This is a genomic window from Pedobacter sp. SAFR-022, from assembly GCF_051965375.1.
GTDB lineage: Bacteria > Bacteroidota > Bacteroidia > Sphingobacteriales > Sphingobacteriaceae > Pedobacter.
Genome location: NZ_JBQCME010000001.1, coordinates 1166568 through 1190657 on the forward strand (window position 1 = coordinate 1166568; position 24090 = coordinate 1190657).

Consider the following 24090-nt stretch of genomic DNA (forward strand, 5'->3'; position numbering starts at 1 on the left):
TTGGCGAATAAATCCTAATTTCACACTTTTGAAATCCAACATGATCAGACCTTACAAACTCTTCTATTTAATGCTTGCTGCAATTGCTTTTTCGGCATGTTCAAGCAATAAATACGCCGCAACGAATAAGATTTACAAACAGCAGGCAGAAAATTTCGCCAACAACATCAAAGCGATGCCCCCTCAAGGACAGTTCATTGATTCGCTTAGACCAGAAGTACAGTCCTTTATTGGCTCGGTGAACTTCGGCATCCGTAAGCCGAACTTTGTGGTGATACACCATACGGCACAAAATTCCCTTGATCAGACCATTAAAACCTTTACGCTGGCCAGGACGGGCGTTAGCGCGCACTACGTGGTGAGCCGCGATGGAAAAGTGGTACAGATGGTGAATGATTACCTGCGTTCTCAGCATGCCGGCTTGGGCAAATGGGGGAATGATACCGATCTTAACTCTTCCTCCATCGGGATAGAGCTCGATAATAATGGCTCGGAAGCCTATTCCACGGCCCAGATCAATAGCCTTCTGGGTTTATTGGCTACTTTGAAAAAGAAATACAACATTCCAAGGGCAAACTTTATTGGTCATGCGGACCTGGCTCCAAAGCGGAAGCCCGATCCAAACAACTTTCCCTGGAAAACACTTGCCGACCGTGGCTTCGGACTCTGGTACGACCAGGTGTTAAAGATGCCTCCACCGGAGTTTGATCCACTTGTGGCTTTAAGAATTATCGGTTATGATATCAGTAACGTCGGCGCAGCAGTAACTGCTTTCAAAAGACATTTTCTGCCCACAGAAACCGGGCCTACCATTACACCAGGTGTTAGGCTGGTGTTGTATAACCTGTACCCTAAATACATGTAACAGCCACGAATTGCCTTTTGGGGCAAATGTTATACAGCCTGTCTCATCCTGAATGAAGACAGGCTTTTTTGTACGTAGACATTGCTGCGGCAACGCAGTGCCGGCAGGTTCGGATCAACCGAAGGTCTGAGGCACACCAAGTGCACACCAAACACACAGCTGTGTGCGTTTGGTGTGCACTTGGTGTGCGCTTGATGTGGGTCAGGTGTGCGTTTGATCCAATGCTTCCGCAATACCGGGTCAAGCTTCCTGGGCGGAATACCTGCAAGGCATCAGACAGTTCCCGGACATGGAATCACCAGGATTCGGGCATAAAAAAAGAGGATGCTCAATTGCTGAGACATCCTCTTGGAATGATATGTATTTAAGGCTTTGCCTTTATTTCTTTGCCTTCGCCCAGGCGTCTTTCAAGCCCACGGTCTGGTTAAATACCAGCTTTTCCGCTGTCGAGTCTTTATCAAGGGTGTAATAGCCCTTACGGATAAACTGATATCTGGTGTCAGCAGTAGCACTCGCCAGATAAGGTTCAATATATGCTTCTTGAATGACCTTAATGCTGTCTGGGTTCAGGTAATCTTTAAAGTCGCCTTCTTCGCTGTCTGGAGATTCTACGCTGAACAAGCGATCGTAGATCCTGATTTCCGCCGTTTTAGCATGTTGAGCACTTACCCAGTGGATCGTGCCTTTTACATTGATGCCGCTGGTGTCTTCACCGCTTTTGGACTCTGGAATGTAGGTACAGTGGATTTCGGTAACGTTACCATTTTCATCTTTCACAAAGCTATCGCACTTTACAATGTAAGCGAACTTCAAACGTACCATGGCGCCAGGAGCTAACCTGAACCACTTCTTGGCAGGCTCTTCCATAAAGTCTTCACGTTCGATCCATAGCGCTTTGCTGAAAGGAATTTCACGTGTTCCGCCTTTATCCTCCGCTTCCGGGTTGTTCTCGCCGATGAGAACCTCCCCATTACCTTCAGGATAGTTGGTGATCACCATCTTGATTGGATCCAGCACAGCCATCACGCGATTAGCGGTTTTATTCAGGTGCTCACGAACACAGAATTCCAGCAAGCTAAGCTCGATCAGGTTTTCTCTTTTCGCAACACCGATACGGTCGCAGAACTCACGGATACTTTCCGGGGTGTAACCGCGTCGTCTCAAACCGCTGATCGTTGGCATCCTTGGATCATCCCAGCCACTTACCACACCTTCATTAACCAATTGCAGCAGTTTACGCTTGCTCATAACCGTATAGGTCAGGTTCAAACGTGCAAACTCATACTGATGTGAAGGGAAGATGTTCAGTTTTTCAATGAACCAGTCGTACAATTCACGGTGTGAAACGTACTCCAGGGTACAAAGGGAGTGGGTAATGCTTTCAATGCTGTCACTCTGGCCATGCGCAAAATCGTACATCGGGTAAATGCACCATTTGTTACCGGTACGGTGGTGTTCCGCATGTTTAATGCGATACATGATCGGGTCGCGCATCAGCATGTTCGGACTAGCCATATCGATCTTTGCGCGTAAAGTGCAGGCACCGTCGGGAAACTCAGCGTTTTTCATGCGGTTAAAAAGATCCAGGTTCTCTTCCACAGAACGAGAACGGTAAGGGCTATCCTTACCAGGCTCTGTAGGTGTGCCTTTTGCCTGTGCGATTTCTTCCGCAGTGCTGTGGTCTACGTATGCCAGGCCAGCCTCAATCAGCGTTACCGCAAATTGGAAAAGCTGGTCGAAGTAATCTGAGGTATATAATTCATTTTTCCATTCAAAACCAAGCCATTTGATGTCAGCTTGCTGGCTATCTACGTACTCGGTTTTTTCAGTTACTGGATTGGTATCGTCGAAACGTAGATTGGTATAACCGCCATATTTCTTTGTAAGTCCGAAGTTCAAACAAATCGCTTTGGCATGTCCTATATGTAAATACCCATTTGGCTCCGGAGGGAAACGGGTGATCAGGGTCTCGTATTTTCCGCTTTGTAAATCGTTTTCAATGATTTCCTCAATAAAATTCAATGATCTTTCTTCACTCATAAAAACTGTTAATTTTTCTCCAAAGTTAATATAAAACCGCTAATTTACTTACTTTTACCACCCGCTATCTTAACTATTTATGAGTAAAACCTTGAACAGGCCAATCCGTGTTTTAGTGGCAAAAGTAGGGCTGGACGGCCACGATCGTGGTGCTAAAGTGATCGCTACCGCACTCCGCGATGCGGGCATGGAGGTCATTTACACCGGCCTGCGACAAACCCCTGAGATGGTCGTAAATGCGGCCTTGCAGGAAGACGTTGATGCCATCGGGATCTCTATCCTTTCAGGTGCGCACATGACCGTCTTTCCGAAAATCATGGACATTATGAAACAAAAGGGGCTGGAAAATGTACTGGTAACCGGAGGCGGCATCATACCGGAAGCGGATATGCTAAAACTTAAACAGATCGGGGTAGGCGAGTTATTTGCGCCAGGAACCTCCATGCAAACCATTACCGAATATATTACCAACTGGGTAACCGAAAACCGAAACTTCTAACATGGAATATCAAAATCTTCTTACCGAAATCAAAGACAACATCCTGTATGTAACCATCAACAGGCCGCTCAAGATGAATGCTTTGAACCGTGAAACGTTGAAAGAGCTTGCTGATGTGGTAATCTATGCGAACACCACAGCGGAGGTACTTGGCGTATTGCTTACCGGCGCTGGCGAAAAGGCCTTTGTAGCGGGTGCGGATATTTCCGAGTTTGCCGACTTTGACGTTACGCAAGGTGAACAGCTTGCCAGAGATGGGCAGACTGCAGTTTTCAATGCCATCGAGCGGAGCACAAAGCCTTTCGTTGCTGCCATCAATGGCTTTGCACTGGGTGGTGGACTGGAACTGGCCATGGCCTGTCACCTTCGAATTGCTGCTGAAGGCGCAAAGTTAGGTCTGCCGGAAGTTACCTTAGGACTTATCCCGGGGTATGGTGGTACACAGCGCTTAACGCAGTTGGTGGGTAGAGGAAGGGCTTTTGAAATGATTGCTACCGCAGATATGATCACCGCACAGAAAGCTGCTCAGATTGGCCTGGTTAATGAGGTGGTGCCCGCCGGGGAACTCATTTCTACAGCCGAACGTATGCTGGGCAGGATCAAACAACGTGCTCCACTAGCCATAGCCCATGCAATTGCTGCGGTAAATGCAGCCGTAGATGTGGATGTAAACGGCTTTGATGTTGAAATTAAGGCCTTTGCGGCTTGTTTCGGTACGGTAGACTTCAAAGAAGGCGTTTCTGCCTTCCTGGAGAAACGGTCGCCACAGTTTTCAGGTAATTAACCCGGAGCTCCGGTGTAGCTTTACCTGAACTGTAGAAAATATTTCCCATTAACAATTTTTGCTTATCTTTACTTTTGTATTTAACGGGCTCTTGTAAGCATATGAAAAAGATCTTAATAATTGACGATGAGGTAAATATAGGTGTACTGCTTTCCAAATTTTTAACGAAAAACGGATTTGTAGTAGATGCTGTTACCTCGGGTGCTTCAGCGCTTGATCATCTTACCAGCAGACAGTACGATCTGGTACTTTGCGATTATCGGCTGGATGATACGGATGGACGTGAATTATTAATAAAGATCAAAGCTAAATATCCACAAACCTGTGTAATTATCATCACCGGTTACTCGGATGTCAAAATTGCTGTAGAGCTGATTAAATTGGGTGCCTTTGATTATATCACCAAGCCGCTTTATCCGGACGAGATCCTCGCTACCATCAATAAAGCCCTGGAAACACAAAGTGCCCTTGCAGGTACGCAAAATGCAGAACCGCAGAAAGATAAACAACCATACAATCAGGATGCAAACTTCGTAGCCGGGCAAAGCCAGGCATCAAGGGATCTGTTAAGACAGATTGAACTGGTTGCACCAACTTCATACAGTGTGATCCTTACCGGCGAAAGCGGTACCGGAAAAGAGTCGGTGGCCAAGGCCATTCACATGAACAGCCCAAGGAAGGATATGCCTTTTATCGCCATGGATTGTGGCTCGCTCACGAAAGAACTTGCGGGCAGTGAGTTTTTTGGGCACGAAAAAGGATCTTTCACCGGAGCACTTTATACCAAAATCGGACACTTCGAAATGGCTAATGGTGGTACTCTATTTCTGGATGAGGTGGGTAATTTGTCTTATGATATACAAGCGGCCTTATTACGTACGGTTCAGGAGCGTAAGATCAAACGGATTGGTAGCACCAAAGAGATTGATCTCGACGTACGCATTATTGTAGCAACCAATGAAAACCTGTCTGTAGCCATCCAAAAGGGTAAGTTCAGGGAAGATCTTTATCACCGTTTTAATGAGTTCTCGATCAGTTTGCCGCCTTTAAGTCAACGTGGCAAGGATATTCTTGTTTTTGCGCACACTTTTTTGAAGCTTGCAAACAAAGAACTGAATAAAGATGTTCAATCATTTTCAACGGAAGTTGAGGAGTGTTTTCTAACCTATAACTGGCCAGGCAATGTCAGGGAGTTGAAAAACGTGATCAGACGTGCAGCATTGCTCGCGGAAGGTTCGGAGATTCAGCTTAAAGCTTTGCCGCTGGAGATTTCAACTTATGCCAAAAGCGCGGTTATTGAAACCAGTATTCAAAGAACGGAACGCCCTAGGGATTTGAAGAATGCAGCTTTTGAAGCGGAATATGCTGCAATACTGGCGGTGTTGCGTGAAGTGAACTTCAATAAAACAAAGGCCGCTAAGATCTTAAATATAGACCGGAAAACACTTTATAATAAAATGAAAGCAATCAATCTGGATACCTAAACTTGTATGTCCCTATTTACCTATAAACAGCGTAATAATATAAATCTTGTCATTATTGTCGCTCTGGGGGGACTAATTGCATATTCACTTCTCGGGATATTCAGCTCCATATTAGGCACTCTGGTGCTTTATACCATACTTCGGCCGGTGTACTTGTACCTAGTTCAGGATCATCACCTCAATAAGCGCTTTGCGGCCATTCTACTGCTTTTTACCTCCATTGTGCTCATTGTACTCCCCTTCTATGGTCTGAGTAATATGGTCATCACGAAGATTCATGAGCTGCAGGGCGATCAGATCTATTACAAAAACCTTTTCTACAAAATCCAGCATCTGGTACCCGTAGGCGGTGATGCCGAACGTTTAATCAGTGAAGGATTAAGAAAGGCGGGCACCTGGGCCACAGAGCTCTTTCCCTCGCTCATTTCGGGCGCTTTCAACATCGTTTTAGGCCTGCTACTCATGTATTTCCTGCTATACTTCATGCTGGTAGAACATGAGCGTTTTGAAGCCGCTATGCTCAAGTATGCGCCTTTTCGTGAGCAGAACGCACTACGCTTTGCGGAAGAAATGAAGAACACCACCTTCGCCAATGTGGTGGGGCAGGGTTTGATCTGCCTGGTGCAGGGTTCGTTGGTTAGCCTTTCTTTCTTTGTACTCGGCTTCAGCGATCCCTTTTTCTGGGGCGTTATTACCACCTTTATTTGTTTTGTTCCTGTCCTTGGTCCACCGATCATCTTTGTGCCTGCTGCAATAATGCAGATCGCCAATGGCAATGAATTTGGGGGTTATGCCATGCTCATCTTCGGCTTTGTTGTGATCATCAACATCGACAATGTACTGCGTTTTCTTATCGCGAAAAGAGTAGGAAACATCCATCCGATCATTACGGTCATCGGTGTAGTCATTGGAATTCCGCTTTTTGGTATATTGGGCCTGGTCTTTGGTCCACTGTTGTTATCGTACTTTATCCTTGTGGTTAAAATATACGAAACGAGTGCCCTGGCCTCCGATAGAATGGAAAGAATTAAAACAATTTCAGAAACTCAAGAGTTATAGTCTTTGATAAACAAACAATTTAAAATTTACGGTTATGAATGATAGTTCAAAAGTATTAATAGGGCTTTTAGCAGGTTTAGCAGCTGGTGCAGCATTAGGTTTATTATTTGCGCCAGAGGCAGGTTCGGAAACGCGTGAGCGATTGGGACAGTCTTTTAAAGATCTGAGCGATACCATTAAAGAGAAAGCTGCTGAAGAGCTGGACCACCTAAGCAGCCTTAAAGATAAGGTCGTAGACTCCGTGAAAGGCAAAATGAACAATGATGACGAGTATGCCGACGAATTAGACATTGCTTAGTACTTCTTAACCTTACAACGATGCAGGAAAATCAAGAAAAAACGCTGGAAGAACTTTATGCTGACGCGAAAGTTTATCTGGAAACCCGGGTGGAGTATACCCGTTTTTATCTCTTAGAAAAAACATCAAAGCTCGTTGCAGATATCATCACCAATACTTTCATGATCATCTGCTTTATCCTGGCTTTTCTTTTTGCTATAATCACCCTGGCACTATTCTTATCTGAATTGATCGGCAGTTATGCAGCAGGATTCGGAATAGTGACTTTGCTTCTGGTTTTGATTGCAGTAGTTGTAATGCTTGCGAAAGAGAAGGTAGAAACAGCAGTCATAAACATTGCTATAAAAAAGTATTTCACCAAACTAGCGGACAAGGAAGATGAGGAGAAAGTATAACATCAAGAACGCAGAAGAGCTTCAGGCAGCAATAAGCGGCCTTAAAGCGGAATATACCATGCAGGAGGAGCGATTGGTCTCTGATGCCAAGGTATACGTTAAACAATATTCTTTTAAAAATCTCACTAAAAAGTACCTCACACCATCTACCTTCCGTAAGGCTGATGATCAGCTGAATATCAGCAGTAGGGTGATGTCGTTTTTACTTCCGGTATTAATGAACAACACCTTGTTCAGGGGCTCCGGATTTATCACCAAAACCCTTGTAGGTTTAGCAACCAGTAAGGTTGGCAAATCGCTGGATGCAGAACACCTCAGCGGGATCTTCAGCAATGTTAAATCATGGTTTGGTGGTGCCAAAAAGAAAATCGCAGCGAAGCGGCAGGTTGGTTATGTTGATTACGGCATCCCACCTGATAGCGAAACATATTAATAACATAAAAAAAGGAGCTTTAAGCTCCTTTTTTTATGTTGATTATTTTAAATCTGTTTTGATTCTCAGTTCCTTGAGCTGTTTATCATCGATTGTCGATGGACTGTCGATCATCACATCACGTCCGGAATTGTTTTTCGGGAATGCGATGACATCACGGATGGTATCCAGACCAGCGAAGATGGAGCACAACCTGTCAAATCCGAAAGCAATACCACCGTGTGGAGGTGCGCCGAACTCGAAGGCATCCATTAGGAAGCCAAACTGCTTTTGTGCTTCTTCTTTGGTGAATCCAAGGTGTTTAAACATCAATGCCTGCAGTGTCCTGTCGTGAATACGGATAGATCCACCACCAATCTCGGTACCATTTACAACCATATCATAGGCATTTGCACGCACATCACCAGGGTTGGTGTCTAATAGTGCGATATCCTCGGGTTTTGGAGAGGTAAATGGGTGGTGCATGGCATGGTAGCGCTCAGTTTCTTCATCCCATTCCAATAGTGGGAAATCAAGTACCCACAGGGCGCTGAAGGTGTTTTTATCACGGAGACCAAGTCTGGTACCCATTTCTAAGCGCAGTTCATTCAGCTGTTTACGAACTTTATCTTTAACACCGGCAAGGATCAGGATTAAATCACCTGGCGCTGAGTTAAATGCTGCAGCCCATTTTTTCAACTCCTCTTCGTTATAGAACTTGTCTACTGAAGATTTGATGGAACCATCTTCATTGTGTCTGTAGTAGATCAGGCCGTTAGCGCCAATCTGCGGACGTTTGATGAAGTCTGTAAGTTCGTCAAGCTGTTTACGGGTATAGTGTGCTGCACCCTTGGCGTTGATGCCCACAACAAGCTCTGCCTGTTCAAACACGGGGAAGTTATGGCCCTTAACAAGGTCGTTAAGTTCAACGAACTTCATGTCAAAGCGGGTATCTGGTTTATCTGAACCATACAAGCGCATTGCATCCGCATACTGCATTCTAGGAACTTCAGGAAGGTCAATGCCTTTGATATCTTTGAATAAGGTACGGATCAGGCTTTCGAAAGTATTCAGGATATCTTCCTGCTCGATGAAGGACATCTCACAGTCGATCTGAGTAAATTCGGGCTGTCTGTCGGCACGTAGATCCTCATCACGGAAGCATTTTACGATCTGGAAGTAGCGGTCAAAGCCCGATACCATCAACAGCTGTTTGAAGGTTTGTGGGGATTGTGGCAAAGCATAAAACTCACCGGCGTTCATTCTGCTTGGAACAACGAAATCTCTTGCACCTTCAGGGGTAGATTTGATCAATACCGGTGTTTCAACCTCAATGAAGTCTAAGGCATCCAGGTATCTTCTTACGGCCTGAGCCATCTTGTGGCGCAACACCATGTTATTTCTAACCGGATTTCTGCGCAAATCCAGGTAACGGTATTTCATTCTTAGATCGTCGCCACCATCGGTTTCATCATCGATCAAAAAAGGTGGGATTTTCGAGGCGTTCAGGATTTCTAAAGCAGTGATCTTGATCTCTATTTCGCCAGTAGGGATTTTAAGGTTTTTATTGGAACGCTCAACTACAGTACCGGTAGCCTGAATCACGAATTCCCGGCCAAGTGTACGTGCTGTTTCGCAAAGTGCCTGATTATCATCCATATTGAAAACCAACTGGGTGATTCCGTAACGGTCACGGATATCAATAAACGTCATTCCGCCCAAGTCTCTGGATTTCTGCACCCATCCGCATAATGTTACACTTTCACCGATGTTCTGAATGTTCAGTGCGCCGCAAGTCGTTGTTCTTAGCATTTTTTATCGTATTAAGCTGCAAAAATATTCATTTTGAGCCATATATCACTGCCAATCTCTATTTTAAGGACTTGCAGCACTGATTTCTGTACTTTCAAAAGACATCGTTTTGCTGCTATAGCGGGAAATTCTGAAATATTTCTGCAGCACATGCAACATTTGTAAAATCCGGCAGTCTTTTAATCAGAATTGAGATGGAGGAGATTGGGCAGCAAACCTTAAACTGGATAACCAGATATTACTTTGGAAGCGGTATACATAGACAAACATGTTTCTTTGATCAACGAATGCAGGCAGGGCAGCCGGCAGGCACAATTTGAGATTTACAAGTTGTACGCCAAAGCCATGTTCAACATAGCCCTCCGCATTCTGAATCACCATGGGGAGGCTGAAGATGTACTGCAGGAGTCTTTTCTGGACGCGTTTATGCGTGTTAAAGAGTTCCGCGCTGAAACCACCTTTGGGTTGTGGCTGAAGCAGATCGTGATCAATAAATCGATCACCTGCCTGCGCAAGCGAAAGATGGACCTGGTGCCAGTTGATGAAATTGATATCGCGGAACCTGTGGAAGATGATCATCAGGATCTGCAGTTACAGGTAGATCTGGTTAAAAAAGCAATCGCCTTGCTACCGGATGGGTATCGGCTGGTGTTAACGCTTTATCTGTTTGAAGGTTATGATCATGAGGAAATTGCACATATTTTGAACATCTCAGAAAATACATCACGCACGCAATATATGCGGGCAAAACAAAGATTACATCGCTTACTAGAAAAGAAAGGAGAAAAGGATGAGCAGAGAAATTGAAGATTTTATCAGGAAGAATAAGTCCGCTTTTGACACAGAAACGCCGGGAGAGCACCTATGGTTCAAAATGGAGCAGCAGTTAACAAAAGCCGAGCAAAAGCGGCCGAACAATCGCTTATGGATCAGCATTGCAGCTTCCTTACTGGTGGTCTTCAGCATCGGGTACATGTACACGCAAAAAGGACAGCATAGCAGTACCCTGGCGCAAGTGAACCCTGGTCAGGCGCAGAAACAGGTACGGTTTACCAGTTTGATCGAGAAGAAAACAGACAGTTTACAGGTGTATGCTGCAGAAAATCCAGAGCTCTATCAGAAGTTCAGTACAGACCTGGAGCGCATTCAGGCCGACTATGACCTGCTAAAGCAGGATCTGGCAAAGAGTCCTAATCAGGAGTTTATCATCCGGGCGATGGAGAAGAACTTGGAACTTCAGTTACAAGTTGTTTCGCAACAGCTCCAAATTATAAATCAAGTCAGACAAGTAAAAAAAGATAATCAACTATGAAAAACTTCCTTGTAACGCTCGCGGCAATTAGCTTGGGAACCATTGCTGTCGCTCAAAAGATACCGGCAGCACCGCAGTATTCTGCATTAAAAAGCACGGTGCCTACTGCACCAGCAGCACCATCAATGCCAGCTATGGAAGCTAGAGTGGCTACGCCGGCAATGCCCGAATTGCCAGCTGTACCTGAAACACCTTCCTTCGAAAGCTACAGCCCAAGCAACGATTCAGAGGATGATGGGCTGACAAAAACGTTCAGCAAAACCTTCTCTGCAGCTGCGTCTGATAAGATCAGCGTTAACAATCAGTTCGGTTCCATCACCATAAAGACCTGGGACCGGAAGGAAGTGAAGGCAGATGTTACCATAAGTGCTTACAGCAATAATGCCGGGGAACAACAGAAGCTCTTAGATGACACCCACATAGAGGCCGAGAAATCCGGCGATCAGATCAGCTTCAAAACGCAAATGAACACCAACCGTAATGGTAACTGGGGTAATGGCACCAGAAATGGGAAGAAATGGCGTAGAGAGGTGCGGGTAAACTATACACTTTATGTTCCCTCAAGCAATCCACTAAACTTATCACAGCAGTATGGAAATGTTGAGCTTGGTAGCCATGCGGGGCCTGTTAATGCCAAAGTACAGTACGGTAATTTCAACGCCCAAAAGCTAAGCAGTGCCAATAACAACCTCAATGTGCAGTATGGTAAAATGACGGTACAGGACCTGAATAATGCTAATCTTAAGCAGCAGTACGGGGGAGGCATAACTTTAGGCAGCGCCAGAGACATCAACGTGAGTGCGCAATATTCGAATGTGACGATTGAAAGGCTAACTGGAGAGGGCATTCTAAGCGTGCAATATAACAAGCTTAGAATTGGCGAGGTGGCTGAGAGTTCAAAGGTGCTGACCATTAACGCTCAATATGGCGGGGTCGACGTCGGTTTTAGTGATGGCTACAAGGGCCGGATGGATGTAAGAACCAGCTATGGCGGCTTCAAGTTTGGCGCAGGGGTATCTGCGAAAGTTGAAGGCGATGATGAAGGCCGCGTTTCTTTTTCGAAGAGTTATACAGGAAGCATCAATGGCGGCGGCAGTGGTCAGGTGAGTGTTAAATCCGCTTACGGCTCTGTTACCTTCCGATAAAAATAACTACAGCAATTCAGGGGTTTTTAAAACTCTAGCATAAAGAAGCTTGTTGATCATTCAGCAAGCTTTTTTCATATCTTAGCAGCAAATATCGACAACCCTATGGAACTCTTAAGTAATCCGGAAGCCTGGATCTCCCTCATCACCTTAACCCTTCTTGAAATTGTACTTGGTATTGATAACATCATCTTTATCTCTATTCTTTCTTCTAAACTACCGCAAAATGTGCAGAAGAAGGCCAGACAATGGGGACTGGGCCTGGCGATGATTACCAGAGTGTTGCTGTTGCTATCCCTAAGCTGGGTGATGACCTTAACTTCTCCTTTGTTCAACATTGGCGAGTGGATCAGTGTCGATAATGAAGAATGGTTAAGTAAACTGGCCATTTCCGGACGCGACCTGATTCTGATTGTCGGCGGACTATTCCTGATCTACAAGAGTACCCATGAGATACACCTCAAACTGGAAGGGGAGGAAGATGAAACCGGAAACCCTAAAGTGCACACCTTTGCTGGTGTACTGATTCAGATCTTACTCCTTGATATCGTGTTCTCCCTGGATTCCGTAATTACTGCCGTAGGTATGGCTGATCACGTGGAGATCATGATTGCGGCCGTAATAATCGCCGTGCTGATCATGATGGTTTCCGCAAACGCGATCAGTAACTTTGTAAACAACCACCCAACGGTAAAAATGCTGGCACTGTCGTTCTTGCTTCTTATTGGCGTTTCCTTGCTTGCAGAAGGCTTGGATCAACATATTCCTAAAGGATACATCTACTTCGCAATGGCCTTCTCTATCCTGGTAGAAATGCTAAACCTAAAGATGCGTGGCAAGGAACGGAAACCTGTAGAACTTAGAGATACGCCTAAAGAAGATCAGGTTTAGTACTTTTGTACATGATTTCTTTTTATGAGGCCTTCTTGGCTGAACTTGCTATCCACAGGATTGGAAACAAATCCCAGGATGAATTTTACGTGCTTTCTGATCAGTCGCTGCACATTCAGGACAACCTGCTGAAGAACCTGTTGCTTCAGTATTTTCTGAGTCCATACCAGAAGGTGAATGAAATATATCGGTTCACACACCCAAACAATGATCTGAACCTGAATGAGGTTTACCATTTCGCAGAGGCGATATTCGCGGATGGCTCAACCTTCCATGAGAATAGCCAGCAGCTGGCAAAATACCTGTATGAAGTATCTGGTCACCCGAAGATCAAGTCCGGAGAGTTGTACGTAGCCTATTTTGAGAACGTTCAGATTGAAGGTGAACTGCTGGATGCGATCGGTATCTTCAAGTCCGAAACCAAGGAGACATACCTGAAGGTCTACCCTGAACAGGCAGGTTTCAACCTAAGTTACGAGGAGGATGCCATCAACATCACCAAACTCGATAAAGGCTGCCTGATCTTCAATACCGACAAGGAAGAAGGTTTCAAAGTTGCTGTAATTGATCAAACCAATAGGACTGCGGAAGCCGTTTACTGGAAGGATGAGTTCCTCAAGTTAAAGGTGCGCAATGATAACTACAACCAAACCAACAACGTGCTGGGTGTTTACAAGAGCTTCGTAACTGAAAAGCTGGACGAAGAATTTGAGATGACCAAGGCAGATAAGATCGACCTGCTGAACAAGTCCATGAAGTACTTCAAAGAGAAAGAAAGCTTTGATCTGGATGAGTTTGCCAACGAGGTGATCGCCAATGAAGACGGCATTGAATCCTTTAAGAATTTCAAGAAGAGCTACGAAGAAGAGTTTGATACGGCTATTCCAGACAGCTTTGATATTAATACAGCCGCCGTTAAAAAGCAGGCAAGGGTATTTAAAAGCATCATTAAGCTCGACAGGAACTTCCACATTTATATTCATGGGGATAAAGAACTCATTGAGAAAGGCTTTGATGAGGATAAATCCATGAACTATTACAAAGTGTACTTCAAAGAGGAAGCTTAAGCAGTTCGTTTCTTCAGCTTATTTCAAAAGCCCCAAAAGTAAAAAGCCTGCGTGTCCATCAAAGGAACACGCAGGCTTTTTACAATTTATGGTGTATTACAGCACTCTTAAAAGCAAGCCTTTCAAATACTCACCTTCTGGGAAGGAGATCCTTACCGGATGATCTTCAGGCTGGCTAAATTGCTTCACAATCTGGATTTCCTTACCTGCATCTAATGCAGCCCAGGCGATGATCTGCTTGAAGGTTTCGATATCTACTGCGCCAGAGCAGGAGAAGGTAGCCAGCAGGCCTCCACTTTCCAGTAAACCCATGCCATGGCGATTTAAGTCTTTATAGGCGCGAGCAGCACGATCCAATGCAGAACGTGATGGCGCATATTTTGGTGGATCCAGGACAATCACATCGAACTTCCTGCCTTCTTCTTTAAAAGCACGTAGTTGCTTATTTACGTCAGATTGAACCACGGTGCTTTGTGCTTTGTCAAAGCCATTCAAATCAATGTTCTGTTGCAATGTTTCCAATGCCAGTGCAGAGCTATCTACACTCGTTACATGTGTTGCACCTGCTTTTAAACTGTTTAAAGAAAAACCGCCGCTGTAAGAGAAACAATCCAGTACCGCTCTACCGGCAGTATATGCTGCTAAGATTTGACGGTTATCCCGCTGATCGCAGTAAAAGCCCGACTTCTGTCCACCTGCAATGTTGATGTGGTATAGGATTCCATTCTCTTTTACTTCCAGGAATTCTGGTGGCTGCTCACCCCAAAGCAAGCCGTTGGCCACTTCCAGGTCTTCATGGCCACGTGCAGTCGCATCGCTTTTATCGAAGATGCCTTTTGGTTGTAACTCTTCACGCAGGATGCTGATGATCTCTTCTTTGGCATTTTCAATACCCGCGCTTAGGATTTGCAGGGAAAGGAAGTCCGCATAGCGATCTACAATGAGTCCCGGAAGGAAGTCTGCCTCGGAGAATACCAGGCGGCAGGTGTTGGTATCCCCATGCTGTAGCACATGTGCCCGCGAAGCAATAGCGGTGCGGATCTTTTGCTGGTACCAGCCGCGGTCAATGGTTTTTGCTTCATCCCATTCCAGCATACGCACCGCAACACGACTTTTTTCGTTGAAATATCCATAAGCCAGGAACGCTTTATCTGCAGCCAATACGCGCACCACTTCCCCGTTTGCCGGACTACCTTTTATGCGATCCAAAGCACCGGAGAATATCCATGGATGTCTTTGCAGTGCTGCTTTTTCTTTTCCTTTTTTCAGTATTACTTCAACCATGCCGCAAAGTTACTAAAAGCAAAAACACCAATACCTTTCTGCATGATATTTCTACCAGGCAGCGGTATTGGTGTTTTAAGATCTAAAGATTAGATCAGCTTATTTCGTAGCTTTTTCGAAACGCTCGCTAACAGCATCCCAGTTTACTACATTCCAGAAGGCCGCGATATAATCAGGGCGTCTGTTTTGATATTTCAAGTAGTAAGCATGCTCCCAAACGTCCATACCCAAGATCGGAGTACCTTTAACTTCAGCAATGCTCATCAAAGGGTTGTCCTGGTTAGGGGTAGAGCAAACCGCAACTTTCTTATCAGCAGTTACGATTAACCAAGCCCATCCGGAACCGAAACGGGTTGCACCAGCTTCAGCAAATTTGGTTTTGAAGTCAGCGAAAGATCCAAAAGCAGCATTGATAGCATCTGCTAAAGCGCCTTTAGGCTCACCGCCTTTGTTCGGACCGATAACTTCCCAGAATAGCGAGTGGTTATAGTGACCGCCACCATTGTTTCTCACTGCAGCAGGGAACTTGTCTACGTTCTTCATTAAATCTTCAATGCTTTGGCTAGCTTCTGGTTTGCCTTCCAATGCCTTGTTTAAGTTGGTAACGTATGCCTGATGATGTTTGTCATGGTGGATTTCCATGGTCATTTTATCGATATGCGGTTCTAATGCGTCAGTTGCGTATGGTAACGCAGGTAGTTCAAAAGCCATATTTTTATGATTTAAGTTTAAATTCTATACAAATATAACATTCAGCTGCAAAGTTTGTTCAGCCTATTGTCAAGTAGTTTAATCGCGTCTGGCAGCAAAGAACTTACGCATCAGCTCGCCACATTCTTCTGCCAGAACTCCAAATTCCATAACTGTTTTCGGATGTAAAATATTGCTGCATTTGCTTGTAAAGCCTCTTTTTGGTTCTGGTGCACCATAAACCAGTTTGCTGATCTGCGTCCAGTAACTTGCACCTGCACACATTACACAAGGTTCAACGGTTACATAAAGCGTGCAGTCCTTTAAGTACTTGCCACCCAAGGTTTCACTGGCTGCGGTAAAAGCCTGCATTTCGGCATGAGCAGTAACGTCGTTAAGCTGCTCGGTAAGGTTATGCCCACGACCTACCACACGGCCCCTGCAAACCACTACGGCACCAACTGGAATCTCGCCCAACTGGAAAGCTTTCTCTGCTTCCTGCAATGCCAGGCGCATGAAATACTCGTGTTCGGCCCTGGGGTCTTTATCTTCTGCGAAATTGTAAAAGCTCATGCCGCAAAGATAGGGCTTTAGATCAGTTTGCTGCCATCAGGAACAGGGCGTTCCAGACTCGTTAGTACGATGTCGCCATTTTCATCAGCGAATCCCGTCACCAGGAACTCCGACATGAACTTGCCGATCTGCTTCTTCGGAAAGTTGGTCACGGCAACAATCTGACGCCCCACCAGTGTTTCCTTCGTGTAATGCTTCGTGATCTGCGCCGAGCTCATCCGTACCCCGTAAGGGCCAAAATCAACCTTAACTTTAAATGCGGGTTTACGTGCTTCCGGAAAATCGAAAACTTCCAGGATGGTTCCTGCACGGATTTCTACTTGCTCAAATTCAGACCATGTAATCTCTTTCATGATATGCTTTACTATGCTTTTATTTTAATTCTAATTGCTAATTAATATCCCAAACTTAGATGCCAATTACATCCTTTTTCTTGCGCTGTTTCATCGTCTTTGGAATCACGGCGAGGATCTCTTCCCGAAATGCATTCAGCATGCGCTTTTTGATGAAATTCTTGTGGGTCACGATGCTGATCTCCCGCACGGGTTCCGGGGATTTAAATGACCGCACCTTACTCAGCTGTTTGTTGGTCAGCTCCGCAAGCGCCAGCTCGGGTACCAGCGTAGCGCCATCATTGCGGTCAACCATACGGATTAAGGTTTCTACACTGCCGGTGTTATAGGTGAGACCCTGCAGGCGATTATCCTTGGTGGTCCGGCAAATGTTCAGCACCTGAGAACGCATACAATGCCCCTCATTCAAGAGCCAGATGTTCTCCTCCTCCAGATCATCCGGGTCAATGTTTTTCTTTTTATAGAGCTTACTGTTCTTGCTGATATAGGTCACGAAAGACTCGTAGTATAAAGGAAGTTCTTCCGTAGCCGGATCACCGAAAGGCGTGGCCATGATGCCGCAATCCAGTACACCGGTTTTCAGGTGATGGATGATGTCTTCGGTGGTATATTCCCAAATGAGTAGTTTCAGATCAGGATATTTCTCCATCATCGCAGAGATGACCTGGGGAAGCAGGTAAGGGGCAACCGTTGGAATGATGCCTATGCGGAGCTCGCCAACGATGTCCTGTTGCTGGCTGTTGATGATCTCTTTAACCTTATGACTTTCCTGCAGAATAACCCTGGCTTGGGCGATGATCTGTGCACCAATCTCTGTTGGTACCACTGGCTGTTTGCTGCGGTCAAAGATCTTCACGTTCAGCATTTCCTCCAGCTTCTGGACCTGCATGCTTAAGGTAGGTTGCGTTACAAAGCACTTTTCCGCTGCACCTACAAAACTGCGGTAAGTATCAACAGCAACGATATATTCCAGCTGTACTAATGTCATATAATTAAAGTTTATATACTTTGATAAATATATAAACTTTAATTATTTATATTGCTACAAGGAGAACGATGTTGATGACTTGAAGGTTAGATTCTGATATTTAAGAAGTCTTCGTAAGCTAATTTGATACCCTGCTCCAGCTCAACTTTATGTTTCCAGCCAAGTTTGTGCAACTTACTCACGTCCATCAGTTTCCTTGGTGTGCCGTCAGGTTTGCTGCTGTCGAACGTTAAGGCACCCTCATAGCCAATTACCTTCTTGATCAGTAAAGCCAGGTCTTTAATGCTGATGTCCTCGCCGGTTCCGATGTTAATCAAAGTTGGCTCGTCATAGTTCTGCATCAGGTAGTAACATGCTTCCGCAAGATCATCGGCGAAAAGGAATTCGCGTAATGGCGAACCTGAACCCCAGATGGTCACCTGCTCCGCATTATTAATCTTTGCTTCATGGAAGCGGCGGATCAATGCAGGCAATACGTGCGAGTTCTGCGGGTGGTAATTATCATTAAAGCCATATAGGTTTGTCGGCATCACAGAGATGAAATTACAACCATATTGTGCACGGTATGCTTCACACATTTTGATACCTGCAATTTTCGCAATCGCATAAGGTTCGTTCGTTTCTTCCAGCAAACCGGTCAACAGGTACTCCTCTTTCAATGGTTGAGGCGCAAGTTTCGGGTAGATACAGCTGGAGCCTAAAAACATCAGCTTTTTAACGCCGTGTTTGTACGATTGGTGGATCACGTTGTTCTGAATGGCAAGATTCTCATAAAGAAAGTCAGCGCGGTAGGTGTTGTTTGCCACAATTCCACCCACTTTAGCCGCAGCAAGAAACACGTAATCAGGTTTTTCCAGGTCAAAAAATTCCTGCACAGCAACCTGGTCACGCAGGTCAAGTTCTTTCGAAGTCCGGGTTACGATATCAGTATAACCTTCTTTAGCAAGCTTACGGTGAATTGCGGAGCCTACCATTCCACGGTGGCCGGCGATGTATATCTTTGCGTTCTTTTCCAATGTATAGTCGTTTAGGTCCTCAAAATTACTAAATAGATGCCAACTTATTTAAAAGACTGATTTAATTGTACTTTTGTAAAAAAATTTCACAGGTGGGCAAAGATAAGCTAAGAAAATTCTCAGAGATAGACACTTTTCATAATGTATACCAGCTTGATGCAGGTAAGGAACTAAAAGGAAAATGGGCGGAAACGCACTTCAAAAACGATAATCCAATTGTACTGGAGCTTGCCTGTGGCAAAGGAGAGTACTCCGTTAATTTAGCGAAACTATTCCCGGAGAAAAACTTTATAGGCGTAGACTATAAAGGTAACCGGATTTGGAGAGGTGCTAAAACCGGTATTGAAGAAAACATTCCAAATGTTGCATTCCTGCGTATTCAGATTGAAGGCATCCTGGAGTTTTTTGCAGCGGGTGAGATCGACGAGATCTGGATCACCTTTCCCGATCCCCAGCCGCAGATCAGCAGGGAGAAGAAACGTTTAACCTTCCCAGGTTTCCTGGAGAAATACAAACAACTGCTTAAACCAGGCGGCAGGATTAACCTGAAAACCGACAATGACGGTTTGTACGCTTATACTGCAGAAAAAGTAGAAGAACTTGGGTTGATCTGCCACAAGTCTACTGATCAGCTTTACACCTCCGAATATTACGATGAGGTGCTGAAGATAAAAACGCATTATGAGCGCATTTATCTTAAACATGACAAAAACATCAACTATATTCAATTCTCCTTCGAGTAAGCTGGAATAATACCGCTGCTTAGGGACCTTAAACCAGTACTTATGGAAAAAACATTTTACGAAATGGTCTATGAGGTGGTGCGACTTATCCCCGCAGGAAGGGTAACTTCTTATGGCGCCATTGCAAAATGCCTGGGTTCAGGCGGTTCGGCAAGGATGGTTGGCTATGCGATGAACAATGCACATGGTATGCATCCGCCAGTGCCCGCGCACCGTGTGGTAAACCGCAACGGACTGCTTACCGGTAAGTTTCATTTTACACCACCAGAACTGATGCAGCAGTTGCTCGAAAACGAAGGCCTGATCATTGTTGATGACAAAATTCAAAACTTTAATAAACACTACTGGGATCCTTCAGTAGAAATTTAAGAACACATGGGAAAATTAGTAGAAGAATTTAACGACTACCGTTCTAAAATGAACGATAGGATCATGGAAACGGCAAATACCAATATCAAAAGGTTCTTTGCTTTAGATACCACCACCTATGCAGACGGTGCCTTGAACGTGAAGACCAAGGAGATGCTTGGCCTGGTTGCTTCAATGGTGCTTCGCTGTGATGACTGTATCAAATATCACCTGGAGAAGTGTTATGATGAAGGTGTAAGCAATGCAGAGATCAACGAAGTATTTATGATCGCAAACCTGGTTGGAGGTTCTATCGTGATCCCACACTACCGCAGGGCTGTAGAATACTGGGACGAGTTAAGTCTTTAAACTCCGATCTAAAGACAAAGACTGAAAAGCAAAGCCATAAAAAAAGCTGATGACCAGAGGGCATCAGCTTTTTTGTTATTTATGCATCAGGTTGTAGGCCTTCACGTAAGCTGCTACTGACTTAGCATCGAAGGACTCTGTTTCCTTGATCCGTTCTGCAAGATCCTCATCATTGTTTAATTTCTCCAGCAAGATCTGTTTCACCCGCTGCTGATCGCTTGAAGAGTTCAGCTGTATTTCTAACATCGGTCCGCTGCCAGGTTTCTCAATAAAGTACAACGCTTTTCTGCCAGCCGCTTTTTTGGCGTTATTCCTCCGCCCGCCGCCAATGGAAATACCACCGCCGATACCTACACCACCAAATCCACCACGGCCCATACCGCCCGAACCTAAGCCAATACCAACACTGGGACTAACCCGGACCCGCTTTTCCTGCGGCGCAGTGGGGTCGGCCGACTGCTCGCCAATGGCATACATGTTCACCGTACCCATTTCAATAACCTTAAAGAACCGTTGTTCTACTTTCTTATTGTTGATGATCGGCTTGCTTACATAGGTCTCGCCATTCCAAAGGAACTCCTTTACATCTTTTGCTTTATAAAGCACCTCCACCTGGTCGTCCTTCAGCAGCGCTACGGTACTATAATCTGTGCCTTTTATCGTTCCACGTACGAAATTCGTGCTGTCGAGCATCACCACATCCTGCGCAGCAGCGAGGAAGGAAAAGCTGATCAGGAACAATAAAATGGCCGTAATTTTCATAACTTTCATAGGTTACAAATAACGTAAATTATGGATTCTTTGATACAAAGCGGTTTACAATAATTAACTTTGATTATGAAAAAACTGTTCCTGCTCGATGGAATGGCGCTTATTTACCGGGCGCACTTTGCTTTAAGTAAAACTCCACGATTCACCTCCACAGGTCTGAACACTTCTGCCGTAATGGGCTTCGCAAATACCTTGCTGGAAGTGATCAAAAAAGAGAAACCAAGCCATATTGCGGTGGTTTTTGATACCAATGCACCTACCGAAAGACATACTGATTTTGAAGCTTACAAGGCACACCGTGAAGCCATGCCAGAAGATCTTGCAACGGCCTTGCCTTACGTGGTGAAGCTTATTGAAGGTTTCGGTATTCCGGTGATCACCAAAGATGGCTTTGAAGCAGATGATATTATCGGCACGCTGGCTAAGGAAGGTGAGCGACAGGGCTTCCAGGTGTTTTGCATGACGCCGGACAAAGACTTTGCACAGCTTGTTTCAGAGAACATCTTCATCTATAAGCCATCCCGCATGGGTAATGGCGTAGAAATCATGGGTGTACCTGAGGTGCTTGCCAAATGGGAGATTGAAGATGTAAAGCAGGTGATCGACATCCTCGGCCTATGGGGTGATGCGGTAGATAATATCCCGGGTATTCCGGGAATTGGTGAAAAAACCTCCAAGATCCTGGTTAAACAATACGGGTCGGTAGAGAACATCATCGCCAATGCGGATGAGCTGAAAGGCAAAATGCGTGAAAACGTGAAGATGTATGCCGAGCAGGGTATGGTCTCCAAAAAACTCGCCACCATTATTCTGGATGTGCCGGTAGAATTTGACCCCCATGCGCTGGAGCTTGGCGAGCCTAACCGGGAGTTGCTGGAACCGCTTTTCGCGGAACTTGAATTCCGCACCTTAGGCAGACGCGTATTTGGAGATAACTTCTCTATCGGGGAAGCGGGCAGTAGCGTATCACAACAGACCGACCTCTTCGGACAGCCGGTTTGTGAGCCGGAACAAGCCTCGAAAGTTTTTGTTGCACCACCTGCTTTATTCGAGCAGCCTGCATCAAAAACCATTGCTGATGTTCCACATGATTATAAATTAGTTGACACGGCGGAAGCTCGCAAAAGTCTTATCGACCTGCTTTTACAGCAGGAAAGTATTTCCTGGGATACAGAAACCACTGGTACAGATGCGAACCTGGCCGAGCTGGTTGGTCTTTCTTTCTGCATTAAAGTAGGAGAGGGTTATTATATTCCTTTGCCTCCGGAACGTGAAACGGCGCAACGGATCGTTGATGAATTCCGTCCGGTGCTTGAAAATGAGAAGATTGCTAAGATCGGGCAGAATCTTAAATATGATATCCTGGTGCTTAAATGGTATGGCGTAAACATTAAAGGTCGCTTATTCGACACCATGCTTGCCCATTACCTGATCGATCCGGATACCCGCCATGGTATGGACCTGCTTTCGCAGAACTACCTTGGTTATACGCCAATTTCGATCACCAGCCTGATTGGTACCAAAGGGAAGAACCAGGGCACCATGCGTGATGTGCCAGTAGAAAAAGTAGTTGATTATGCTGCCGAAGATGCTGATGTAACCTTACAGCTGGCCAATATCTTCGAACCGATGCTGAAGGAACTGAATGCGGAAGAACTGGCCAGGGACATTGAAAACCCATTGATCTACGTACTTGCGGACATCGAAAAAGAAGGTGTACGCATTGATGTAGATACCTTAAATAAATATTCCAAAGATCTGGAAACCGACATCGCAAGATTGGAGCAAAGTGTATTCGAAAAATGCGGTGTTACCTTCAACCTGTCTTCACCGAAACAGCTTGGAGAAGTGCTTTTTGATAAACTGGAACTTGATCCTAAAGCGAAGAAAACCAAAACCGGGCAGTACCAGACCGGCGAGGATGTGCTTTCGCGTTTAGCGAACAAAAGCGATGTGGTGCAGGATATCCTGGATTACCGCCAGCTTTGTAAACTAAAATCCACCTATGTGGATGCCTTGCCGCTATTGGTTAACCCGAAATCCGGACGCGTACATACCAGCTTCAACCAAGCGGTTGCTGCAACTGGCCGGTTAAGTTCTAATAATCCAAACTTACAGAACATCCCGATCCGTACGGAAAGGGGCAGGGAGGTGCGCAAAGCTTTCATTCCAAGAGATGAAAACCACGTACTGCTGTCTGCGGATTATTCGCAGATCGAGCTGCGTATCATTGCGGAGATCAGCAAGGAAGAGAACATGCTGGATGCCTTCAGCAAAGGCATTGATATCCATACTGCAACCGCGGCGAAGGTTTACGGAACCAGCATCGAGGAAGTTACACCTACACAAAGGCGGAACGCCAAAGCGGTAAACTTCGGGATCATCTATGGGCAGTCGGCATTCGGACTTTCTCAAAACCTGGATATCCCAAGAAAAGAAGCCGCAGACATCATTGAACAATATTTCACCCAATATCCTGGCATCAAGCGCTACATGAGCGACACGATGACCTTCGCACGGGAAAACGGCTTTGTAGAAACCATTATGGGGCGCAGGAGATACTTAAGAGATATCAATTCTGCCAACCAGACGGTACGTGGTTTTGCGGAACGAAATGCGATCAATGCGCCAATTCAAGGCTCTGCAGCAGATATGATCAAGATTGCAATGATCAACATCCATAAAGACATACAGGAACGTGGTTTACAGGCTAAAATGACCATGCAGGTGCATGATGAGCTTGTGTTCGACGTGCCGAAGCCGGAGGTCGAGGTGATGAAAGAAATTATTAAACACCGTATGCAAACAGCCATTAAAACCAATGTGCCAATCGAGGTGGAGATTGGTATGGGGGAGAACTGGTTGGCTGCACACTAGTTAGCGAAGAATGTA

Annotated in this window: 26 protein-coding genes; 17 read left to right on the forward strand and 9 right to left on the reverse strand. The window is 45.3% G+C overall.

What is annotated here, in order from left to right:
* The first annotated feature begins 40 nt into the window (after window positions 1-40).
* A complete protein-coding gene (locus tag ACTHQF_RS05060; RefSeq protein WP_440428818.1) occupies window positions 41-865 on the forward strand; it encodes an N-acetylmuramoyl-L-alanine amidase in 825 nt (274 codons plus the stop codon).
* A 378-nt stretch (window positions 866-1243) separates the two neighbouring features.
* On the opposite strand, the gene ACTHQF_RS05065 is transcribed toward ACTHQF_RS05060, so the two are convergent.
* Window positions 1244-2905, reverse strand: coding sequence for a glutamine--tRNA ligase/YqeY domain fusion protein (locus ACTHQF_RS05065; protein WP_440428819.1), 1662 nt, complete (start codon window positions 2903-2905; stop codon window positions 1244-1246).
* A 79-nt stretch (window positions 2906-2984) separates the two neighbouring features.
* On the opposite strand from ACTHQF_RS05065, the gene ACTHQF_RS05070 reads away from it, so the two are divergent.
* The 7 genes from ACTHQF_RS05070 (at window position 2985) to ACTHQF_RS05100 (ending at window position 7857) form a co-directional block, all read left to right on the forward strand.
* A complete protein-coding gene (locus tag ACTHQF_RS05070; protein WP_440428820.1) occupies window positions 2985-3404 on the forward strand; it encodes a cobalamin B12-binding domain-containing protein in 420 nt (139 codons plus the stop codon).
* Window position 3405: 1 nt separating this feature from the next.
* Window positions 3406-4188: an enoyl-CoA hydratase/isomerase family protein gene (locus ACTHQF_RS05075; protein WP_440428821.1), complete on the forward strand. Its 783-nt coding sequence runs from the start codon at window positions 3406-3408 to the stop codon at window positions 4186-4188.
* Window positions 4189-4289: 101 nt separating this feature from the next.
* Window positions 4290-5672, forward strand: coding sequence for a sigma-54-dependent transcriptional regulator (locus tag ACTHQF_RS05080; protein ID WP_440428822.1), 1383 nt, complete (start codon window positions 4290-4292; stop codon window positions 5670-5672).
* Window positions 5673-5678: 6 nt separating this feature from the next.
* Complete coding sequence (locus tag ACTHQF_RS05085; protein ID WP_440428824.1) at window positions 5679-6731, forward strand: AI-2E family transporter; 1053 nt, start codon at window positions 5679-5681, stop codon at window positions 6729-6731.
* Window positions 6732-6765: 34 nt separating this feature from the next.
* Entirely contained in the window at window positions 6766-7029 is a 264-nt protein-coding gene (locus tag ACTHQF_RS05090; RefSeq protein WP_440428825.1) for a YtxH domain-containing protein, read from the forward strand.
* 20 nt (window positions 7030-7049) lie between these two features.
* Window positions 7050-7424, forward strand: a complete 375-nt coding sequence (locus tag ACTHQF_RS05095) for a phage holin family protein (RefSeq protein WP_440428827.1) — start codon at window positions 7050-7052, stop codon at window positions 7422-7424.
* A complete protein-coding gene (locus tag ACTHQF_RS05100) occupies window positions 7408-7857 on the forward strand; it encodes a hypothetical protein (RefSeq protein ID WP_440428828.1) in 450 nt (149 codons plus the stop codon). The genes ACTHQF_RS05095 and ACTHQF_RS05100 overlap by 17 nt, the downstream gene beginning before the upstream one ends.
* A gap of 42 nt (window positions 7858-7899) precedes the next feature.
* Here the strand turns inward: ACTHQF_RS05100 and aspS are convergent, their stop codons facing one another.
* Window positions 7900-9648 (reverse strand): aspartate--tRNA ligase, encoded by a 1749-nt coding sequence (gene aspS, locus ACTHQF_RS05105; protein ID WP_440428829.1) that lies wholly within the window; start codon window positions 9646-9648, stop codon window positions 7900-7902.
* A gap of 243 nt (window positions 9649-9891) precedes the next feature.
* Between aspS and ACTHQF_RS05110 the strand changes: the two genes are divergently transcribed.
* The 5 genes from ACTHQF_RS05110 (at window position 9892) to ACTHQF_RS05130 (ending at window position 14063) form a co-directional block, all read left to right on the forward strand.
* Window positions 9892-10455: an RNA polymerase sigma factor gene (locus tag ACTHQF_RS05110; protein ID WP_440428830.1), complete on the forward strand. Its 564-nt coding sequence runs from the start codon at window positions 9892-9894 to the stop codon at window positions 10453-10455.
* On the forward strand, window positions 10439-10960 hold the full coding sequence (locus tag ACTHQF_RS05115; protein WP_440428831.1) for a hypothetical protein: 522 nt from the start codon (window positions 10439-10441) through the stop codon (window positions 10958-10960). Before ACTHQF_RS05110 ends, ACTHQF_RS05115 begins: the two co-directional genes overlap by 17 nt.
* Window positions 10957-12105, forward strand: coding sequence for a hypothetical protein (locus ACTHQF_RS05120; RefSeq protein ID WP_440428832.1), 1149 nt, complete (start codon window positions 10957-10959; stop codon window positions 12103-12105). The genes ACTHQF_RS05115 and ACTHQF_RS05120 overlap by 4 nt, the downstream gene beginning before the upstream one ends.
* A 105-nt stretch (window positions 12106-12210) precedes the next feature.
* Window positions 12211-12996 carry a TerC family protein gene (locus tag ACTHQF_RS05125; protein WP_440428833.1) on the forward strand — a complete coding sequence of 262 codons (786 nt, stop codon included), beginning with the start codon at window positions 12211-12213 and terminating at the stop codon, window positions 12994-12996.
* 11 nt (window positions 12997-13007) lie between these two features.
* Window positions 13008-14063 (forward strand): nucleoid-associated protein, encoded by a 1056-nt coding sequence (locus tag ACTHQF_RS05130; RefSeq protein WP_440428834.1) that lies wholly within the window; start codon window positions 13008-13010, stop codon window positions 14061-14063.
* Window positions 14064-14159: 96 nt separating this feature from the next.
* On the opposite strand, the gene ACTHQF_RS05135 is transcribed toward ACTHQF_RS05130, so the two are convergent.
* The 6 genes from ACTHQF_RS05135 to fcl all read right to left on the reverse strand — a co-directional run bounded on the left by ACTHQF_RS05135 (window position 14160) and on the right by fcl (window position 18967).
* Window positions 14160-15347: a class I SAM-dependent rRNA methyltransferase gene (locus tag ACTHQF_RS05135; RefSeq protein ID WP_440428835.1), complete on the reverse strand. Its 1188-nt coding sequence runs from the start codon at window positions 15345-15347 to the stop codon at window positions 14160-14162.
* A 99-nt stretch (window positions 15348-15446) separates the two neighbouring features.
* A complete protein-coding gene (locus ACTHQF_RS05140) occupies window positions 15447-16058 on the reverse strand; it encodes a superoxide dismutase (RefSeq protein WP_440428836.1) in 612 nt (203 codons plus the stop codon).
* 78 nt (window positions 16059-16136) lie between these two features.
* The gene (locus tag ACTHQF_RS05145) at window positions 16137-16610 is read right to left on the reverse strand and encodes a nucleoside deaminase (RefSeq protein WP_440428837.1); all 474 of its coding nucleotides are present in this window, start codon (window positions 16608-16610) and stop codon (window positions 16137-16139) included.
* A 17-nt stretch (window positions 16611-16627) separates the two neighbouring features.
* Window positions 16628-16963 (reverse strand): tRNA-binding protein, encoded by a 336-nt coding sequence (locus ACTHQF_RS05150; protein ID WP_440428838.1) that lies wholly within the window; start codon window positions 16961-16963, stop codon window positions 16628-16630.
* 55 nt (window positions 16964-17018) lie between these two features.
* Entirely contained in the window at window positions 17019-17951 is a 933-nt protein-coding gene (locus ACTHQF_RS05155; RefSeq protein WP_440428839.1) for a hydrogen peroxide-inducible genes activator, read from the reverse strand.
* 86 nt (window positions 17952-18037) lie between these two features.
* Window positions 18038-18967, reverse strand: a complete 930-nt coding sequence (gene fcl, locus ACTHQF_RS05160; protein WP_440428840.1) for a GDP-L-fucose synthase — start codon at window positions 18965-18967, stop codon at window positions 18038-18040.
* 92 nt (window positions 18968-19059) lie between these two features.
* Between fcl and trmB the strand changes: the two genes are divergently transcribed.
* The 3 genes from trmB to ACTHQF_RS05175 are packed head-to-tail and all read left to right on the forward strand — an operon-like array spanning window position 19060 to window position 20427.
* Window positions 19060-19710: a tRNA (guanosine(46)-N7)-methyltransferase TrmB gene (gene trmB / locus ACTHQF_RS05165; RefSeq protein WP_440428841.1), complete on the forward strand. Its 651-nt coding sequence runs from the start codon at window positions 19060-19062 to the stop codon at window positions 19708-19710.
* A gap of 42 nt (window positions 19711-19752) precedes the next feature.
* Entirely contained in the window at window positions 19753-20079 is a 327-nt protein-coding gene (locus ACTHQF_RS05170; RefSeq protein ID WP_440428842.1) for an MGMT family protein, read from the forward strand.
* Window positions 20080-20085: 6 nt separating this feature from the next.
* Window positions 20086-20427, forward strand: a complete 342-nt coding sequence (locus tag ACTHQF_RS05175) for a carboxymuconolactone decarboxylase family protein (protein ID WP_440428843.1) — start codon at window positions 20086-20088, stop codon at window positions 20425-20427.
* A 75-nt stretch (window positions 20428-20502) separates the two neighbouring features.
* Here ACTHQF_RS05175 and ACTHQF_RS05180 read toward each other — a convergent pair whose 3' ends face one another.
* Window positions 20503-21198, reverse strand: a complete 696-nt coding sequence (locus tag ACTHQF_RS05180; protein ID WP_440428844.1) for a hypothetical protein — start codon at window positions 21196-21198, stop codon at window positions 20503-20505.
* 66 nt (window positions 21199-21264) lie between these two features.
* On the opposite strand from ACTHQF_RS05180, the gene polA reads away from it, so the two are divergent.
* Complete coding sequence (gene polA, locus ACTHQF_RS05185; protein ID WP_440428845.1) at window positions 21265-24075, forward strand: DNA polymerase I; 2811 nt, start codon at window positions 21265-21267, stop codon at window positions 24073-24075.
* Window positions 24076-24090: the final 15 nt, after the last annotated feature.

Excerpts from the sequence above, each read along its gene's own strand:
- ACTHQF_RS05090 (WP_440428825.1), top strand. The coding sequence starts at position 6,766 with ATGAATGATAGTTCAAAAGTATTAATAGGGCTTTTAGCAGGTTTAGCA.
- ACTHQF_RS05125 (WP_440428833.1), top strand. The coding sequence starts at position 12,211 with ATGGAACTCTTAAGTAATCCGGAAGCCTGGATCTCCCTCATCACCTTA.
- polA (WP_440428845.1), top strand. The coding sequence starts at position 21,265 with ATGAAAAAACTGTTCCTGCTCGATGGAATGGCGCTTATTTACCGGGCG.
- ACTHQF_RS05080 (WP_440428822.1), top strand. The coding sequence starts at position 4,290 with ATGAAAAAGATCTTAATAATTGACGATGAGGTAAATATAGGTGTACTG.
- ACTHQF_RS05075 (WP_440428821.1), top strand. The coding sequence starts at position 3,406 with ATGGAATATCAAAATCTTCTTACCGAAATCAAAGACAACATCCTGTAT.
- ACTHQF_RS05135 (WP_440428835.1), bottom strand. The coding sequence starts at position 15,347 with ATGGTTGAAGTAATACTGAAAAAAGGAAAAGAAAAAGCAGCACTGCAA.
- ACTHQF_RS05150 (WP_440428838.1), bottom strand. The coding sequence starts at position 16,963 with ATGAAAGAGATTACATGGTCTGAATTTGAGCAAGTAGAAATCCGTGCA.
- ACTHQF_RS05180 (WP_440428844.1), bottom strand. The coding sequence starts at position 21,198 with ATGAAAGTTATGAAAATTACGGCCATTTTATTGTTCCTGATCAGCTTT.
- ACTHQF_RS05070 (WP_440428820.1), top strand. The coding sequence starts at position 2,985 with ATGAGTAAAACCTTGAACAGGCCAATCCGTGTTTTAGTGGCAAAAGTA.
- ACTHQF_RS05060 (WP_440428818.1), top strand. The coding sequence starts at position 41 with ATGATCAGACCTTACAAACTCTTCTATTTAATGCTTGCTGCAATTGCT.
- ACTHQF_RS05115 (WP_440428831.1), top strand. The coding sequence starts at position 10,439 with ATGAGCAGAGAAATTGAAGATTTTATCAGGAAGAATAAGTCCGCTTTT.
- ACTHQF_RS05095 (WP_440428827.1), top strand. The coding sequence starts at position 7,050 with ATGCAGGAAAATCAAGAAAAAACGCTGGAAGAACTTTATGCTGACGCG.
- ACTHQF_RS05120 (WP_440428832.1), top strand. The coding sequence starts at position 10,957 with ATGAAAAACTTCCTTGTAACGCTCGCGGCAATTAGCTTGGGAACCATT.
- ACTHQF_RS05100 (WP_440428828.1), top strand. The coding sequence starts at position 7,408 with ATGAGGAGAAAGTATAACATCAAGAACGCAGAAGAGCTTCAGGCAGCA.
- ACTHQF_RS05175 (WP_440428843.1), top strand. The coding sequence starts at position 20,086 with ATGGGAAAATTAGTAGAAGAATTTAACGACTACCGTTCTAAAATGAAC.
- ACTHQF_RS05170 (WP_440428842.1), top strand. The coding sequence starts at position 19,753 with ATGGAAAAAACATTTTACGAAATGGTCTATGAGGTGGTGCGACTTATC.
- aspS (WP_440428829.1), bottom strand. The coding sequence starts at position 9,648 with ATGCTAAGAACAACGACTTGCGGCGCACTGAACATTCAGAACATCGGT.
- ACTHQF_RS05085 (WP_440428824.1), top strand. The coding sequence starts at position 5,679 with ATGTCCCTATTTACCTATAAACAGCGTAATAATATAAATCTTGTCATT.
- ACTHQF_RS05130 (WP_440428834.1), top strand. The coding sequence starts at position 13,008 with ATGATTTCTTTTTATGAGGCCTTCTTGGCTGAACTTGCTATCCACAGG.
- ACTHQF_RS05145 (WP_440428837.1), bottom strand. The coding sequence starts at position 16,610 with ATGAGCTTTTACAATTTCGCAGAAGATAAAGACCCCAGGGCCGAACAC.
- ACTHQF_RS05155 (WP_440428839.1), bottom strand. The coding sequence starts at position 17,951 with ATGACATTAGTACAGCTGGAATATATCGTTGCTGTTGATACTTACCGC.
- ACTHQF_RS05065 (WP_440428819.1), bottom strand. The coding sequence starts at position 2,905 with ATGAGTGAAGAAAGATCATTGAATTTTATTGAGGAAATCATTGAAAAC.
- ACTHQF_RS05140 (WP_440428836.1), bottom strand. The coding sequence starts at position 16,058 with ATGGCTTTTGAACTACCTGCGTTACCATACGCAACTGACGCATTAGAA.